This is a genomic window from Microcystis sp. M_QC_C_20170808_M3Col (genome assembly GCF_007095505.1).
Taxonomy (GTDB): Bacteria; Cyanobacteriota; Cyanobacteriia; order Cyanobacteriales; family Microcystaceae; genus Microcystis.
In genome coordinates this window covers 1-17,078 of record NZ_SFBY01000259.1, presented here as the reverse complement: position 1 = coordinate 17,078, position 17,078 = coordinate 1, and the positions used below count along the sequence as shown (strand labels likewise).

At 45.4% G+C, this 17,078-nt stretch carries 10 protein-coding genes and 1 tRNA gene; 5 read left to right on the top strand and 6 right to left on the bottom strand.

Annotated elements, in window-relative coordinates; translation table 11 throughout:
- Positions 1–122: 122 nt before the first annotated feature.
- Entirely contained in the window at positions 123–935 is an 813-nt protein-coding gene (gene surE / locus EWV84_RS11800; protein WP_286824867.1) for a 5'/3'-nucleotidase SurE, read from the bottom strand.
- 56 nt (positions 936–991) lie between these two features.
- Between surE and EWV84_RS11795 the strand changes: the two genes are divergently transcribed.
- Positions 992–1,064 (top strand) — tRNA-Arg (locus EWV84_RS11795).
- A 96-nt stretch (positions 1,065–1,160) separates the two neighbouring features.
- Here EWV84_RS11795 and prmA read toward each other — a convergent pair.
- The 4 genes from prmA to ilvB form a co-directional block, all read right to left on the bottom strand.
- Positions 1,161–2,057, bottom strand: coding sequence for a 50S ribosomal protein L11 methyltransferase (gene prmA, locus EWV84_RS11790; protein WP_287078137.1), 897 nt, complete (start codon positions 2,055–2,057; stop codon positions 1,161–1,163).
- Positions 2,058–2,191: 134 nt separating this feature from the next.
- On the bottom strand, positions 2,192–3,769 hold the full coding sequence (gene serA / locus EWV84_RS11785; RefSeq protein ID WP_287078136.1) for a phosphoglycerate dehydrogenase: 1,578 nt from the start codon (positions 3,767–3,769) through the stop codon (positions 2,192–2,194).
- A gap of 335 nt (positions 3,770–4,104) precedes the next feature.
- Positions 4,105–4,236 carry a hypothetical protein gene (locus EWV84_RS11780; protein WP_287078135.1) on the bottom strand — a complete coding sequence of 44 codons (132 nt, stop codon included), beginning with the start codon at positions 4,234–4,236 and terminating at the stop codon, positions 4,105–4,107.
- 51 nt (positions 4,237–4,287) lie between these two features.
- Positions 4,288–6,141 (bottom strand): biosynthetic-type acetolactate synthase large subunit, encoded by a 1,854-nt coding sequence (gene ilvB, locus EWV84_RS11775; RefSeq protein ID WP_287078134.1) that lies wholly within the window; start codon positions 6,139–6,141, stop codon positions 4,288–4,290.
- A gap of 98 nt (positions 6,142–6,239) precedes the next feature.
- Here ilvB and EWV84_RS11770 point away from each other — a divergent pair, with 98 nt between their 5' ends.
- Together EWV84_RS11770 and bioD are read left to right on the top strand one after the other, a co-directional pair.
- Positions 6,240–6,569: a hypothetical protein gene (locus EWV84_RS11770; RefSeq protein WP_287078133.1), complete on the top strand. Its 330-nt coding sequence runs from the start codon at positions 6,240–6,242 to the stop codon at positions 6,567–6,569.
- A gap of 23 nt (positions 6,570–6,592) precedes the next feature.
- Entirely contained in the window at positions 6,593–7,267 is a 675-nt protein-coding gene (gene bioD, locus EWV84_RS11765; protein WP_286824862.1) for a dethiobiotin synthase, read from the top strand.
- A gap of 57 nt (positions 7,268–7,324) precedes the next feature.
- Here bioD and EWV84_RS11760 read toward each other — a convergent pair whose 3' ends face one another.
- Entirely contained in the window at positions 7,325–10,975 is a 3,651-nt protein-coding gene (locus EWV84_RS11760) for a type IIG restriction enzyme/methyltransferase (protein WP_287078132.1), read from the bottom strand.
- A 462-nt stretch (positions 10,976–11,437) separates the two neighbouring features.
- Between EWV84_RS11760 and EWV84_RS11755 the strand changes: the two genes are divergently transcribed.
- Both EWV84_RS11755 and EWV84_RS11750 read left to right on the top strand, forming a co-directional pair.
- Entirely contained in the window at positions 11,438–12,217 is a 780-nt protein-coding gene (locus EWV84_RS11755; RefSeq protein ID WP_287078131.1) for a hypothetical protein, read from the top strand.
- Positions 12,218–12,266: 49 nt separating this feature from the next.
- Positions 12,267–16,904 carry a hypothetical protein gene (locus tag EWV84_RS11750; protein WP_287078130.1) on the top strand — a complete coding sequence of 1,546 codons (4,638 nt, stop codon included), beginning with the start codon at positions 12,267–12,269 and terminating at the stop codon, positions 16,902–16,904.
- Positions 16,905–17,078 lie beyond the last annotated feature (174 nt).

The following is a 17,078-nucleotide window of genomic DNA, read 5'->3' as shown; positions in this document are numbered from 1 at the left end:
TCGAAACGAATAGGCTTTTTCCATGTCTCACATTTTAGCATATATTTGGTAAATGCGCTAATATTTAACGGTAAAGCCGTCGTAGAACGACGGGGTTTCAGACCCAAAATTTTCGATGATCCTCAATCAAACCAAGAATTCCGGTGCAAATGTTGAAAACCCTGCACATCAGTTAAATTATATTGTAGGGGCGTGATGGTGATAAAATTCTCGCCAATAGCGCGCACATCCGTAGGCACTTCTGGGGGTAAATGGGTATAGTCCGGTTGTTCGATATCTTCGACTACTTCCCCAATTAACCAGTAATAACTTTTACCCCTAGGATCCAGTCTTTTCTCGAAGGTTTCTTCGTAGCGTCGCAATCCTTGCCTAGTGATTTTCACCCCCTTGATTTCGCCACTACTAACCGGCGGGACGTTAACATTGAGTAAAGTGGGAATAGGAAAAGGGTTAAGGGCAACTTTCCTGACTAAAGTGAGGGCAAAATCGGCGGCCGGTTGGAAATCACAGGCTTTAAAACTAGCCAGACTAAAAGCAATACTGGGAATACCCTCGATTAAGCCCTCCAGGGCTGCGGAAACCGTGCCAGAATAGAGGATATCGGTGCCGAGATTAGACCCGTGGTTAATGCCAGCTAAAACTAAATCGGGACGCTCTTTCAGGACGGCACTAAGGGCAAATTTCACCGAATCGGCGGGAGTTCCCGAGCAGGACCAAGCAATCACATCGGGATGAAAAATTCCTTCCACCTGTTCGGCCCGGATGGGATGGTGTAAGGTTAAGCCATGACCGGTAGCAGAGCGCTCGCCGTCGGGACAAACTACGGTGACTTGATGGCCCGCAGTAGCGAGGGTGTTAGCGAGGGTGCGGACTCCTAGGGCGGAAATGCCGTCATCGTTACTGATCAGTAGTTTTAAAGGGCGATCGCTAGTCATAGGAATTTCTGATCTACTGCATCGGCTAGTGGTATAATATAATAGTATTTTATTGTGGGTACGTAGCTCAGAGGATAGAGCACCAGGTTCCGGTCCTGGGTGTCGGGGGTTCGACTCCCTCCGTACTCGTTCAGACATCAGGAGTCAGTATTCAGGAGACATCTCCAGAAATCAGGCTAGAAGCCTGATCTACTGGGCTAAAATCTTGATTATTGGAGATGTCTATTAGTCCACAGTGCGACGAATTTGCAGACAACACCATTCTTGACGTTTCCACAGGGCAGCCACTGTCCAGCCTTGGGGTTCTAAAATATCTGTAACTGCTTGTGCTTGGGTGACGAGGATGCCGCTTAAAATTCCCCAAGTGGTGGGTTTTGCCAGACGGGTGATTTCGGGCATTAAAGCGATAATTGTCTCGGCTAAAATATTACAAACGATGCCATCGACACCATCGGGAATTAATTCTAATAACTCCTCGACACTACCCTGATTAATAGCTAAATTTTCGGGGTTAATTCGGTTGAGATGGCGATTACTGTGCGTCGCGTTCACCGCCAGCGGATCTGTATCAACAGCATAAACTTTTTTGGCTCCTAATAAAATCGCTCCGATCGCCAGTATGCCAGAACCACAACCGATATCGGCGATAATTTTATTCTCTGGATTGCTACTTAAACGCATTTCTAGGGATTCTAGACATAATTGGGTGGTGGGGTGCGTTCCCGTGCCGAAAGCGGAACCGGGGTCAATTTTAATCACCAATCTCTGGTTATTTTCGGGGGGATTTAACCAAGCAGGACAGATCAAAAAGCGATCGCCGATCTCGCTAATTTGCCAATGTTGTTTCCAACTGCTGGCCCAGTCTTCCTCGTCTATTAACTGCCAATTGGTGACAGGTTCGGGAAACCCTAAAATCAAAGCATCCTGCTTTAACCAGAGGCTTAGTGCCTCTAAATCGGGCAATTGCGCTTTAATTTCTGGTATATAGGCCTTAATCTCTAAAGAGGATTGTTTTTTAGCCGTGGCCGTTCCCGAACAGCCAAAATTTTCCAGTCTCCAGAAAACCGTTTCTTCGAGACTAGGTTCGCACAAAACCGTAATTTCCCACCAACTATTAGACATATATTCAGTTATCAGTGATTAGGGATCAGTTATCAGATTTGAGTTTTCAGTCAACAGTATTAAGTGGCAAGTTCGGAGCTTTCTTTTCACTTATTACTGTTTACTGTTTACTGTTTACTGATAACTGATTTAATCTAGAGTTTTACCGTGTAAGCATCACGGATACCGGGGACTTTAGTAATTTCCGAGAGAAGACCTTCTGGTAAAGGATCATCGAGACTCAGGGCCATAACTGCGTCACCGCGAATAATTTTGCGTCCTACCTGCATACTGGCGATATTGACATTAAAACTGCCTAAAAGTGCGCCAATTTTGCCGATAATACCGGGCATATCTTGGTGAAGGGTGAATAACATATGATTACTCGGTGGCACGTTAATGGGGAACTCATCGAGGTCAGTAATGCGGATTTCTCCCGTACTTAACAGCGCTCCGGTAACGGAATGGGTCCCCATAGAACCATTAGCTTCCAAATGAATCGATCCCGAATAGTCGCGGGTGGAAGCATCCCGGGTTTCGATTACCCGGATACCGCGTTCCTTAGCTTCGATCGCCGCGTTAACATAGTTTACCCGTTCCCGGAGGGCTTGGGAAAGTAAACCCTTAATTGCCGCTACCACCAGAGGTTGACTGTCTTTAGTGGCCAATTCTCCCTGTAAACGGACATTTAACGAGTCACAGCGACCTCCTGCCAACTGACTGACGAGATTCCCCATAGTTTCCGCTAATTGCAGGTAAGGGCGCAGTTTTTCCATAACATCGGGAGTTAGTCCGGGGATATTAACGGCCGAACGCGCTGGCAAACCGAGGAGGACATCGCGAATTTGTTCGGCCACATCAATAGCCACATTAACCTGTGCTTCCGTAGTCGATGCGCCTAGGTGGGGAGTGAGGATGACGTTAGATAATTCTCTTAATCTAGATTCGCCTAAAGGTTCCTGTTCAAATACGTCCAAGGCTGCCCCGGCGATTCTACCGGATTCGAGGGCTTCAATTAAAGCCAACTCGTCGATAATGCCGCCTCTGGAACAGTTAATGATGCGGACTGTGGGTTTCATCTTAGCGATGGTTTCCCGACCGATGAGATGCTGGGTTTCGGGAGTTTTCGGGACGTGGAGGGTGATAAAATCGGACTCGGCAAAGAGTAGTTCCAGATCCACCAGGGTGCAACCGAGTTGATCGGCGCGTTCTTTGGAAATAAAGGGATCGTAGGCGAGAATTTTCATGCCTAGGGATCTGGCAACGGCGGCGACGTGGGAGCCAATTTTACCTAAACCAACGACTCCTAGGTTCTTTTTATAAACTTCTGTGCCGATAAAGCGATTTCTTTCCCATTTATTCGCTTTTACCGACTGATTGGCATCAGGAATATGACGGGAGAGGGATAACATCATGGCCAAGGCGTGTTCGGCAGCGGCGATCGTGTTACCTTCGGGAGAGTTAACGACAATAATACCCTGACGAGTGGCCGCGGGAACATCGATATTATCGACTCCTACCCCTGCGCGGCCGATAATTTGCAGTTTGCTGCCCGCTTCGACGATTTCTTTGGTGACGCGGGTACTGGAACGGAGCATCAGTGCGTCGTATTCGGGGATAATTTGAATGATTTCCCCGGCGGATAGTCCTGTTTTCACGTCCACTTGGGCAACCTGTGACAGAATTTCTACTCCTACCGGATCGATCGAATCGGATACCAGAACTTTGGCCATAATCTTTATAACGTGCTTTTTTCAGTCTACGGGCAAATGCTAGACCAATATTCGGGTCTAGCCGCAATAGCCCATTCTAGAAGCAAAGGGTGCAGTCTATGGCAAAATTAGCGAAAAGATTTTAGGTTGTCCTTCTCATTGTCGTCCATGGTGTTGATTTCAGCCTCTTGTCTTTGTCATACTAAATCCTGTTTAAAAAGTATAGGAGAGAAGGGATGGGGGATGGGGGATAGGGGATGGGGGATAGGGGATAGGGGATAGGGGGGAAACAATCCATAAATGGGTTTTTAAAGTTAGATCGGCAGTTAATCACAGGATTAAAAACGGATTTAGTGTCACTGAGATATTGCTAATTTAATCACGGTGGCGATCGAGTTTTGCGCTTCTTTTTCTAAAGCTTTTTCTAGGGCTGCCATTGCTTCTGTTTGACAATTTCTATGATGTTTAAATAGTAGAGAAAAAGCCAAAAACCTCCGTTATACTTAACGGAGGCTGGTTAATTAATTAACAATTTTCGGCTACAATTTCGCCCCACATTCAGGACAGAATTTATTATTCCAACTGTTAACCGCGCCACAACTGGGACAATCGAGCATTTCACAACCCTTGGTGACAATTTTCGGTAAACCAATCATACGGGCATTACTTTGGCCGGGGGCGACCATGGGATAACAATTTTCGTCTTTAGTCACGATCGCATTGACCAAAACTGGACCATCATGGGCCAACATTTCGGCAATTTTTGCGGCTAATTCCTCTCGATGGCGAATAGTAATGCCTTTAATGCCGTAAGCTTGGGCTAACAGTTCCACATCTGGCATTCCCACTTCCATATTGGAATTAGAATAACGTTGCCCATAGAAAGCTTCTTGCCATTGACGTACCATACCCTGCCAACCATTATTAATAATAATCGTCTTGGCATGAATATTAAATTGACTTAGGGTGCCTAATTCCTGTAGATTCATTTGGAAACTGGAATCACCACTAATACAAATGACCTCCTCATCGGGAATGGCCACCTTGGCCCCCATAGCAGCGGGTAAACCAAAACCCATCGTCCCCAATCCCGCGCTAGAAATCCAACGTCGGGGTCCATTTTTGAGGAATTGGGCCGCCCACATCTGATGCTGGCCCACATCGGTGGTATAGTAGGCGTGGGGTGCTTGACGACCCACCTCAACGATCACTTCTTGGGGGGAAAGTCTGCCTTCCGGTCGAGGTACTTGCAGGGGATAATCTTGTCGCCAGCGATCAATCTTGGCTAACCAAGCTTGGGTGCGATCGGAATTAGTGGGATAATCAAATTCTCTGGCTTTTTGGAGTATTTGTTCTAAAACTACCCGCACATCCCCGACAATCGGCACGTCAGGGGCGCGATTTTTGCCCACTTCGGCGGGGTCTATATCCACATGGATTACCTTAGCTTTCGAGGCGAATTCGTCCAATTTCCCGGTTACTCGGTCATCAAAACGAGCGCCGACGGCAATTAATAAATCACACTCGGTCACGGCAAAATTAGCGTAGGCAGTGCCGTGCATTCCTAACATTCCCACCGAGAGGGGATGATGTTCATCAAAAGCACCGATCCCCATTAACGTGGTGGTGACGGGTAACTGAAAACGCTCGGCAAACTCGGCAATTTGGGCGTGGGCATTCGCTGCGATCGCACCGCCACCAACGTACAGTAAAGGTTTTTCGGCGGTTTCCAAGAGGTGTAAAGCGGCCTCGATTTGACGGCGATTGCCCTTAACCGTGGGACGATAACCGGTTAGTTTCACATCTCCCGGTTCGACGGGGATATAATCGCATGGTTCTAAACCGACATCTTTGGGAATATCGACTAAAACCGGTCCCGGTCGTCCTGTACTGGCGATATGGAAGGCTTCAGCGACGATTCTCGCTACTTCGCGGGCATTTCTCGCCACATAGGAATGTTTAACAATCGGGAGAGTAATACCATAGATATCGGTTTCTTGGAAAGCATCGGAACCGATGGCCGCCCTACTCACCTGACCGGTGATAATCACCATCGGGATGGAGTCCATGTGTGCGTTAGCGATGCCTGTCACCAAATTGGTCGCCCCGGGGCCGGAAGTGCCGAAACAGACTCCCACTTTGCCGGTGGCCCTAGCGTAGGCATCGGCGGCATGGGCGGCCGCTTGTTCGTGGCGCACTAAAATATGTTGTAATTCTCCCCGTTCTTCAAAGCGGTAGAGTTCGTCATAGATGGGTAGGATCGCACCGCCGGGATAACCGAAGATGTGCTTAACACCATGACGTTTGAGACTGTCCATCAAGGCATAAGCACCAGAACAACGCTGGGGAACCGTTGTTAAAGAGTCATTGGGCTTGGGAAGTGATGAAACCACAGGGCAAACCGTCCAATTTCTAACTAGAGGGATAATTGCAATTCTGTTGCCTAGTATGCAACTGGAAAAATAGCAAAATTGATAACCTTATACTTTTAGTGTATTCCATCTCACCTTTTTGGCCGCAGTTTTTTTTCTTTTTGCATCTTACCCATGCAATATCTGGGGAAGTGGGGAAGTGGGGAAGTGGGGAAGTGGGGAAGTGGGGAAGTGGGAAGTGGGGAAGTGGGGTGGTGGGGAAGTGGGGTGGTGGGGAAGTGGGAAGTGGGGTGATGGGGAAGTGGGGAAGTGGGGTGATGGGGAAGTGGGGAAGTGGGAAGTGGGGTGGTGGGGAAGTGGGGTGGTGGGGAAGTGGGGTGGTGGGGAAGTGGGAAGTGGGGAAGTGGGGAAGTGGGGATAAGATGATAAATATTGGTGATTTCACCTGATCTTGACTTAGCCCGGTAGTTTTATGAATAGTCTTTTGATTACGGCTACGGATACCGATGCGGGTAAAACCGTTGTCACCACTGCTTTAGTGGCTTATTGGCAAAAATACTATCCATCGAAGGCCCTGGGGCTGATGAAATTAATGCAAACGGGTCAAGGCGATCGAGAATGGTATGAGGGTTTATTTCAGGGTCAATTAGAAATGATCACACCGCTGCAATATCAAGCACCCTTAGCGCCTCCTGTGGCTGCTGATTTGGAAGGTCGAGATATTCCTTTAGGGACGGTGTGGCAAGCTCTGCTGAACCTACAAAAAAGCCAAGATTTGGTTTTAATTGAGGGTTTAGGGGGTTTAGGTTGTCCTGTCACCCACGAGCTAACTGTGGCGGATTTAGCGGCTCAATGGCGGTTAAAAACTCTTTTAGTGGTGCCGGTGAAATTGGGAGCGATTTCCCAAACGGTGGCTAATATTGCCCTAGCAGAGCAGAAAAAGGTGAATTTGGGCGGAATTATCCTTAATTGTCTCGAACCGCGCACTGAGACGGAAATAGAGCAGTTAACACCGATCGATTTAATTCAATCCTTGACTAATTGTCCAGTTTTAGGCGTTTTTCCCTTTATCGAAGATCGTCGGGATTTGGATAAATTGGCCTCGGTGGTAGCTAGTTGGCCAGAAATTAAGCTGTCAAGCATTTAAATTGCTTGGGACAGACGAGGCAAAAGGCAAAAGGCAAGAGGCAAAACGGAGGATAAATTAGGGTAAGTCCAGATATTCTTGTTCTGTTAGTGCAAATTCTGGATCAATGATTTTTACCTCATTATATGTCAGTTGATAGAGTTTGTAAACTAAGTGATCAATCTGCTTTTCTAATTCGCTTGTATCAGCAGTAGGATCGTCTTTTTTAGCGGCGAGAATTTTGTTGACAAGTGCAGTGATGTCGATATATTCGTGCTTATATTTAGGAACTGGAAAAGTTGATAGAGTTTTAGTATTTATTTTTGGAAAAGCAGTTCTGTCTAAATTTACATTTTGAGACTTTAGCACAGATGCACAAAGCTTAGAACAAATAATTGCTAAATAAAATTTAACATTTAGCGTGTTATTTTTGGGCTTTAATGTAATAACATCTGTGTTACAGATTATCGTATCATCTACACAAGTTGCATCTAATGTTTTTCTTGAAAAAATTCTTTGAATTAATATTCTTTCACCTTCAAATATTGAAATCGAGCGTGGTGCGGCTAAATTTTCTCCATACTTTACATAGTAGCTATCAGTTTTAAGTCTGTATCTTTGGATATCCCTAGCTCGTAATAATTGAATATAACTATTATCTATTTTTAATTCAGATTCATAAATTCTATTTTTAGCATCATTTTTAGTTTGAGGAGGATTTCCTTTTCCTATCTCATATAACTTTGCTCCGAATTTCAAATCAAATAAAGAACCTATTTGAGTTTCTGCATTAATTTTAATTTTATCGTTGAATGATATAGTTAATTCTTCATCTAAAGCTGAAACAGTAATCTTTTGGTCATAGCTCCAATGAGAAAGCATAACTGCTTCCAATCTTTCATTAATTGTAGAGATATTACGATCAATACTACAAATATGTATCTCATCATTATTTGGTTCTTTTTTTGAAAACAAAAGTAATGTTTCAACTACTGCACTTTCAAAAATATTATATACATTTACTATATTGGTTGTTCGATTTTCTTCAAACAAGAATTTTCTCAATTTTTTGTCATATTTAGTTGTTAACCAATAATTTGGAATTATTAAGCCAAGAAAACCTTTCTGGTTCAATATTTTTATGCCTAACTCAGTAAATATCCCAAAGGTATTAATTTGATATTCTGTAGTCTTGTAATGTTCATAATATAAAGCTTTCTCTTTTTCATCTAGATTTTTTGACGGTACATAAGGAGGATTCCCAATCACCACATCAAAACCGACAAAATCCCCATCATCATTTAACACTTCGGGAAACTCAAACCGCCATTCTAAAGCATTCTCATATAGCCTACCGCTTTCAATATCTGCAATTTCAGCAGTTAGCTTGTCAATCTCATTATTTAACTTAGTAACTTTTTTCTCCCGCGCTTTTTGCTCCGTCTTAGTCTCCTCAAATAATAAACCCTGATTTTCCAGATTATAAAGCTCCCCTTGTAATTGACGTAACTTCACCTTCTTAGGATCACCAATTAATAAATTAGCACTAAACCCAGCTTTAATCTTAGCAATCAGCGTTTCCATCTGCCGCTTTTGTCCCTTAGTTTCTGCATTGCGATAAGTCTGTACCGCATTGCGATATTCCTCAATACTAAACTTCTGCTTCTGTAAAACCTGTTTAACATCCACATCCAAAGCAAAGCGACTAATCAAAGAATTACCACACTTGATATTAATATCAATATTTGGCAAAGTTTCCAAATTGCCATCTTCTCGATAATAAGCATTCTTTAAAAGCTCAATCCATAACCGCAAGTGACAAATCGTCACGGAATTAGGGTTAATATCCACCCCAAATAAACACCCCTCGATAATCGTCTGTTTCTCATGAAATAAGGCTTGCTGTACTCGTTGCTTTTCTTGGTTATGGGGATGATAAGCAAATAAATTACCTTCATCATCGTAAACCAGTAACTTATCATTTCGCACCTCTACCCGATAATCTTTTAAGGACTTACCCGAACTATCTAATAAAACCCGTAACTCACTCTTAATCGCAATTATCTCATTTAAAGCCGAAACTAAAAAATGTCCCGAACCCACCGCCGGATCACAAATCTTTAGACTATTAATAATAGTATTCGCCTCTTTTTTATCCTCAATTCGTTCATACAAATCATCTAAAGTTTGACAATTCCAGCCTTTTACTTCATTAAACTTCTGCACGATCGCTCGTCGTATTGTTTCCCGACACATATACATGGTAATAAAACTCGGCGTATAAAAAGAACCATCCTTATAACCATTAATCTTTTCAAAAATCAACCCCAACACCGAAGCATTAATTAACTTTTCGCTATCTTCTTGAGGATTTTCTAACTCATGTCGATCAAATTTATAAGCATCCAAAAACTCAAACAAATAAGCCAAAGAATTCAACTCACCTACTCGCTTATTACCCTGATTATCTTTTAGCACCGTACCTGCAAAAATGGGTAAAGTTCGCTCCCGCAAATTGCCAATGACAATCGTTTGCTGTTCCGTATCCGTTGGCTCAAATAGCGAACTATTTAAATAAGGTACATGAGCAAAAGTCGTTTTAACCTTAGCCTCGCGCTTATTTGTCTCCCTGGCTAACACATCAAAAAACAAACTATCGAGATCATCATAACTGGGAACTTTCGCCAAATTCAGAAAGGCAAAATCTCGATCGCCTTGATGATATTTAATTAACTGCGCTTCCAATAATTTGAGAAACAAAACCCGATTAATCCAATTAATTGATAACCGCAACGCCACATTAAAAAGCCGTTCTTCATCCGTAGTTCCAAACTCTTCAGGATTTTTTAATTGTGCAATTTTATCTAAACTATCCAACCGACTAATCGCATTTTCAATCAGTGAACCATCACAGCGATCGCCTTCTTTGATTCGTCCGATTAACTTTTTCCCTTTATCCTTAACTTCCGTCAAACCAATAATATACAAAAGCTCATTATAAAAAGGCTTATTTAAAGTATTACTGTCATTAACAAAAGGTAACTTAAGTAAATGCTCTGGCGAAAGAATCTTGTAAATATCCAGCAAATCTAAATTTTCCAGTTCTCGCAGATCAAAATGAGTAAACTTAATTTGCTCAATAACTTTAGTGATCGCTGGTTCTGCAATTTGTTGATAGAAAAAATCCGTTTTCGTACTACTCAGTCTCCCTTCTTCAAAATCGCAAAACTGGTTAACTAGAGCCTTATTAGCAAAAAATAACTCCTCAAAAATCTTCCCATCGAAAATAAACCACTCATAAATATTTGTCACGATCAAGTGTTTAATATCAAGATTTTTATCCGTCACCCTTTCGCGGAGAAAATATAAAACTAACTGCTGAAAAGCCTTAGTATTGAGATGATCCAGTCTTGGCATTTCTGCATTTATTGTCCGAGTAGGCTTCTTCGTCTCAAAAATGATTCCCACTGGACTTTTAACATCCTGGTTATTATGAATCACCAGATCAATGCGCTCTTTTGTATTGATAAAATAGCGATCAGTATAATAGGTATTTTTCAAAAAATCTATCAGCAAATTTTTATTAAACTCTTCAGACTTTTTGCTGTCACATTGCTTCAACAAGCGCGTCAAATTAGCTTGAAAAACCTGAATTGTTTCAGTATCAGGCTTAATTTTCAAGTACACCCGATTTAAGGTTTGCTTGAGTTCTCGCTTATTGACGATCATAAAAGTTTACCTCTAGGGAAACTACCGATTAATTTTATTATAAGTAGGGAGGCACAATTATTTGTAGGATGGGTTAGCGCACTTCGTAACATGAGCGGGCGTTGGGTTTCATGCTTCAACCCAACCTTGTATATTGAGAGAAGTGGTAGACCGTCCCAACCTTGGTCAGAAAAGACCGCTTCGTAGCAAGGGTAACCACCATAATCTCCCTGACAAAACTCGAACAGTCGCCGGGGTCGTGGCGAAAACAATCAAGCGATGCAAACGCAAATCTTAGCGGTTGAGTCGGAAGATTCCCGTCAATTGATAGTCGCTACACTATACTCGTTGTCAAACAGCCAAGTTATGGTTCACAATTATGCTATTTTATGGGTAAATTCACAAAGTGTCACAACCGCTAGTGAAACTTGATCAATCTTTTTCTAACATAAAAGAAAGAGAAATAAAAAAGATGTGATTGAGATGTTTTTAAGCTATCTAGGATTTATCGGATTTTGTGTGATTTTTGGAGCCTTAGTCTTACTAGCTTTTGGGGTTTTACGATGGTTGCAAATCCCGTCAGGAAATTTAATCGATTGGTTGATTGGGATCGCCAGTTTTTGGTGGTTGTTAGTGATTGTGACTGTTCCTTGGAACATTTATTTTGATGCCCAGGAAGTCATCGCAGAAGCAGCAATTTCTCAAGAAAAAAATATTCCCGTAGATCGGAAACAAGTTGATTATGTTAAGACAGTAGCGCGTTGGTCAATTCGGCTCGCAATCGCCTTACATTTGCTGTCAGGAATTGGACTTTATACCTTAGCATCAACGGGAATTAGTGCAGTAGGATATGTGAGTTCCGGTGCAACTTTATTATTGACAGCTTTACGTCCGGCAATTCGGGCTTATCAATATTTAGCCGTGCGTTTGTCAATGATTCGACAACAGATTAAGTATCCCAGAGAGGATGTAGTAGAGTTGCGCGATTGCGTCTCTAATTTAGATGCTAATGTGGCAATAATCAGGGAAAAACTGGATACAGAAAATTCCAACTCTTGGGTAGCTATACAGCAACAAGAAGTCAAAATAACTCGCCAAGAATTAGCCCGTCTGAAAGCCTTACTAGAACAATTACAGGCTAAAAATCAGGTTGAACATGAAGCCTTATCTCAGGAAGCACAAAATGCGATCGCACAACTGACAGAAGACAGTCAATTTCTCAATCATGTACGAGAGATTATTCGTTTTTTCAAGACAGCTTAGATGAGATTAATTTCTTAAGAAATGTAACCTTACTTTTGTCCGACTACTTATGTCATTTCAAGAGAATCGAATCATCCCAATAGAAATCGTCAATCCCAACTCGCCAGCCGAACTTTTACTAGCTCTCAATCAATGGTTAGAATTAGAGTTGATTGCCGACAGAAGACTAGAATTAGCAATAAATGCGAGAGAAAATTCAGTTCAAGAAACCCTCGCTCTGACAATAACCACCAGCGTCCCTATATCTAACTTTTTAGAAGGTTTGGGGCAATGGCAGCAGCGAGGCTGGCTGACTGCTTCTCAAATCCGGGTTGTGATAAGAGTGAGAGCTTCCCATCCCTCTCTACTACAAGGTTTAGAACAATGGCTCCAATTAGGATTAGTTGAGGAGTCTCAAGTCAAGCAACTGTGTCGGGAAAACCTCTCCTGTGTCATGCCTATACTGACAACTGCCCCTACCAGAGAGCCGCTGCCAGACCCCATCTCCTCCCAGCAGACTCCCCCACCCGCGCTACCTTCTCGACGGCCAGAAGCTCCCCGTAGAATCCCGCCACAGCCGCCAACATCTCCTCGACGGCAGGAAACTCCCAGCCAGTTTGGACAAATGTTACAGTCTTTGATGGCAGAATTGAGCGTCCTCTGGCTGCTGCTGTTGGGGGTCTTCATGGTGGTCATCTCCTCTGGTGTCCTCGCCGCCAACTTTTGGGAAAAATTCTCAACCGCCGGACAGTATGGGGTTTTGTGGCTTTATACTTTAGCTTTTTGGGGAGCCAGTTTTTGGAGTAGCCAACAGCCGGGCCTGCGCCTGACCAGTCAAGCTTTGCGCCTGGTTACCCTGTTGCTAGTGCCGATGAATTTTCTGGCCATGGATAGCTTGGGCTTGTGGCGCAACCCTCTAGACTGGTTGATTGTGGTAGTGGCTGCCCTTTCCCTTACCGCCGTGACAGTTCAACTATTCCGGGGGAGGTACGGGGGAACTGGTCCGGCAGGATTTTCTCAAAGTCTGCCGAATCACTTGGGATTGAGCTATCTGCATTGGGGATGGGCAATTGGGGGTTTTCCCTTGCTGGCAACTTACTTGGGCGTGGTGGGAACAACTTTGATCTCCCTTTCCCGTGTTCCTGAAGGGGCTAGACAAGAAGCAGCATCAAGGAGAGAAAGATTAGCCCCTTTTAGCTTAAATGAGGCAATTGTCGTCTATGGGCTAGTTATCCTGCTGGTGCGGGCAATTTTTATCGCTCAGGTGGAGATTAGCCAATTGGGGCTGGCTGTGGGGATTTGCGGCTGGTTAGCCAGTTGGCAGACCAGACAATCTGTTTCCTTGTGGCAGCGTATCGGCGGTAGCTTGCTGCTGCTAGGTTGGTTACTGTCGGTGGGTGAAACACCCTGGCAAGCCCTAGCAGTGAGTGGTTTATCACTCCTGTTTTTTGCCCGACGCATCGGTTACTCCTGGCGGAAGTTCGACTTGGCAGCAGCCTTGCTGATTGGGTTGCAGGGGTTGTGGCTGGCTTGGCGCTTGCTTCCAGATACTTTTAGACAAGCGGCAATCGCCTTGGGGACTGGTTTAACTGGCGCTGAAGCTACCCCTTGGGCGTTACTAAGCTTAGTGCTCTTTCCTTACCTAGTCTTAATCCTATTCCTGAGAGATTGGTTCTCCCAATTGGGCAAGCGGGAATTAGCCTCTTTTACCGGCTCGATAGCCTTGTTGTGGGGAACAACCTTGACCTTTTGCTCCTTAGTCAATCCTGCCTTGAGGACGCTCAACTTGGCAGCTTCAACCCTGGCGTTAGTAATTTTCAGCCAACGGCAAGTCAAACTAGCTTCCCTTCAAGAGATTTCCCGCCGTTTTCTCTCCCTGGCCTATCTCACTCACCTAGCTGGCTTGCTCACCCTAATTTTGGCGATTGACTGGGGATGGCCAAGGCTGAGTTGGGCAGTTTGGGGCGTGATTTTAATCATGCTGGCGGTGCTGGAATTGGCATTCAGCGTGAAACAGCCCTTTCCTCCTACTTCCTTGCTCCATCTCCTACACCACACAACTTGGCAGCTGGGACTAATCTTGGCTGGGCTATCCTATGGCTTGTTTGTCCTCAATCAGGTGGCAGTTTTCGCCCAGTTGACCTCTGTGTTGGAGCGCCCGCTTATGGGGCTAGAGTGGGGCTTAGTCTGGGGTTTGGCTCCCCTGGCCCTGACTGGGGTGGGAACTTGGAATCTGGCTCGGCGGGAAGTTGCCAGTTGGTTGAGTATAGAAGCTTTAGCCCTGTGGCAGTGGCTTATCTTAACAGCCCTCCTCTCCCAAGGGTTGGAACCAGGAATTGCCTCAATTAGCTTAGGGATAGCTACAGGATTGATGTTCGTCAATAGCCGTAACTTAGAGCAGGTAGCAGCAGCAGCGATTACCGTAGGTTTTGGCTTGAGTTGGCTGGCACTGTGTTTGTGGGATGGCAGTTTTGGTTGGGCATTGCGGCAAGAAGCAAGCTGGCTGTTGGCAGGGGTAATTACTGCGACAAGCTTGTGGATTCTCCGCCAATGCTTAAGGGCATTACCGAATAATTTGGCGAGAATTTATGCCCAGGTTAGCGATGGTTGGGCAACTTGCCTCTCGCTCCTGATGTTATTGGCGCTTTCTGGCAATGTCTTTAATTCTCCAGACGGTAAAGAAGCGATCGCCACTTGGCTGCTGATGGGGGCGACAGCTTATCGCAGTTGGCAACCCTCGCGCCAACCTAACCTAGTCATTTGGTTGAGCATCTCAGTCCTGCTAGTTGCCCAAATTCCCACCTGGGTAGGGGAAGAAACTCGTCTCGTCACCTTGGCGATCGCCACTGGGTTGATGTTCTTTCAGACTCATCGCCTACAAAAATTAGCAGCGGCTGCCATCACGGTCGGCTTGTCCTTGGGGTTGAGTGCTACCTTACTAGAGAGATTGTCTGTCTCTGGATTAGCTTGGCTGTTGGCGGGGGCAATCGCCCTTATCCCCCTCTGGCTGTTGCGCGATTGGTTGAGCCAGCGGACTTCTGCACTTGCTCTCCTCTATGCCCGCGCCTGCGATGGCTGGGCAATCACCCTCTGTAGTCTGGAGTTAGTCGCCCTGACTCTCCATTCTCTAGCCGTTTACTGGGATTGGATGGCTGCCTCGAGCCTCTCTGTCCTAGCGGCTGCCCTGACTTTAGGGGCGATCGCCTATCGAAGCTACCTCGATCCGAGTAACTGGGGCATCTACGGGGTAGGCTGGAGCTTGGAACTGTTCACCATCGAAGTTCTCAACCTAACTAAGCAGTCTTTAATTGCCCTGGCGATCGCCAATATTCTCTTGGGATTGCTTACCCAACTGTTGGGAGATTGGTGGCACAGATATCACAGGCGGGAAATGCTCAATAGCTGGAATATCCTACCCTTGCTCTATGGGGCATTAGGAGCCGCTCTGCGTTGGGGATTTTTCAGTAGTTGGACTGGCTTGAGTTCTTTGGGACTGGTACTGATTGCCATCGGAGTTGGGCGGCGCTCCTCGGACGGGAAGCCCTTGTTGTACCTGGGAATTGGCGGGATCTCCATCTCGGCCTACGAGCTATTGTTTTATCAAATTGCCGACCTGTCCCAAGGCGATCAATTTTTGGCAATGGCAGCCCTGGCCGCCAGCTTGGTTTACGGCTATCGGTTGCTCTCTCCCTGGTTGGCTGGCTACTTGCATCTGACGGGTTCAGAATTGAAGTTGGTTGCCCACCTGCACTGGGCTTTGGGCAGTTGCCTGTTACTAGGGGCTTTATTCTATCCCGTTGCAGTCAATCAACTGTTGGGATTGGCAACCGGTATCTTTTTGACTCGTTATGCTATCTGGCAAGGGCGCAACCATCCTGACCAGGCGATCGCTGAAATATGGGTCTATCTGGGTATTCTAGAAGCCACTGGGATTGGGGTTTATGCTGTCAATACTATTCCTCCGATGGAATTCTTCTCTCAATACCTAGTTTCTTGGTTGGGAGTAATCGCCTCTGGGGTGGCTGTTTTCACCTATCTGCTCCCTTGGCGGCTTTGGGGCTGGCCGCCTCGTCCTTGGCAATTCCTCGCTCTTGTTCTTCCCGGACTCGCCCTTGGGGGCAGTTTAGACAAGCTCAATCCCCTAAGTTTGCTGGTGGTGGCTGGATTCTATGCTTGGCTGGCTTGGCTGCGGCAGCAACCCCGGTGGCGCTATCTTACCCTCTTGTTAGTGAATTGGGCGATCGCCCTTTGGCTGGCGGCTTTCTCTCTGGCAACTCCCTTCGCCTACAGCAGTCTTGTCGGACTGTCTCTCCTCTGTCTTGTCTGGATAGAACCTACCTGTCAGGGGAGGCAAGGCAAATCCTTGCGCCACCCGCTTCGCCTCTTGGGAACAGGCATTATTGCTAGTGCGGCTCTCTGGTTTCATCATCAGACGGGAATCCTGCCTGGCATCCTCAGTTTAGTGGCAATTTTTGCCGGATTAGCCTTACGAATTCGCGCCTTCCTCTATCTTGGCACTTTTACTTTTGTGGCTAATGCTTTCTATCAGTTGGTAATTTTGATTTCCCTTTATCCCCTGCTTAAATGGATTATCGGATTGCTGGTGGGAGTTAGCTTGCTCTCAATTGCTGGCAATTTTGAAACTCGCCGTACTCAATTAACTAGCTTGCTGCAAAATTGGCTCAGAGACTTACAGGAGTGGGAGTAATGCTTGATCCTTTGATAATGTCCTCTATGTAGGGTCTGCTGAAAAAGTTTTTCGGTGGGGGTTGGGGGTTGGGGGTTGGGGGTTGGGGGTTGGGGTGTGGGGTTTTACCCATTTTCAGGTGGTCAATTACCTAATTTTCAGGGAAAAAGTCCCTGAATTTTCCCCCCAATCACT

Bases quoted from the DNA above. Each gene is read 5' to 3' on its own strand.
- surE (WP_286824867.1), bottom strand. From the start codon at position 935: ATGACTAGCGATCGCCCTTTAAAACTACTGATCAGTAACGATGACGGC.
- prmA (WP_287078137.1), bottom strand. From the start codon at position 2,057: ATGTCTAATAGTTGGTGGGAAATTACGGTTTTGTGCGAACCTAGTCTC.
- serA (WP_287078136.1), bottom strand. From the start codon at position 3,769: ATGGCCAAAGTTCTGGTATCCGATTCGATCGATCCGGTAGGAGTAGAA.
- bioD (WP_286824862.1), top strand. From the start codon at position 6,593: ATGAATAGTCTTTTGATTACGGCTACGGATACCGATGCGGGTAAAACC.
- EWV84_RS11760 (WP_287078132.1), bottom strand. From the start codon at position 10,975: ATGATCGTCAATAAGCGAGAACTCAAGCAAACCTTAAATCGGGTGTAC.
- EWV84_RS11755 (WP_287078131.1), top strand. From the start codon at position 11,438: ATGTTTTTAAGCTATCTAGGATTTATCGGATTTTGTGTGATTTTTGGA.
- EWV84_RS11750 (WP_287078130.1), top strand. From the start codon at position 12,267: ATGTCATTTCAAGAGAATCGAATCATCCCAATAGAAATCGTCAATCCC.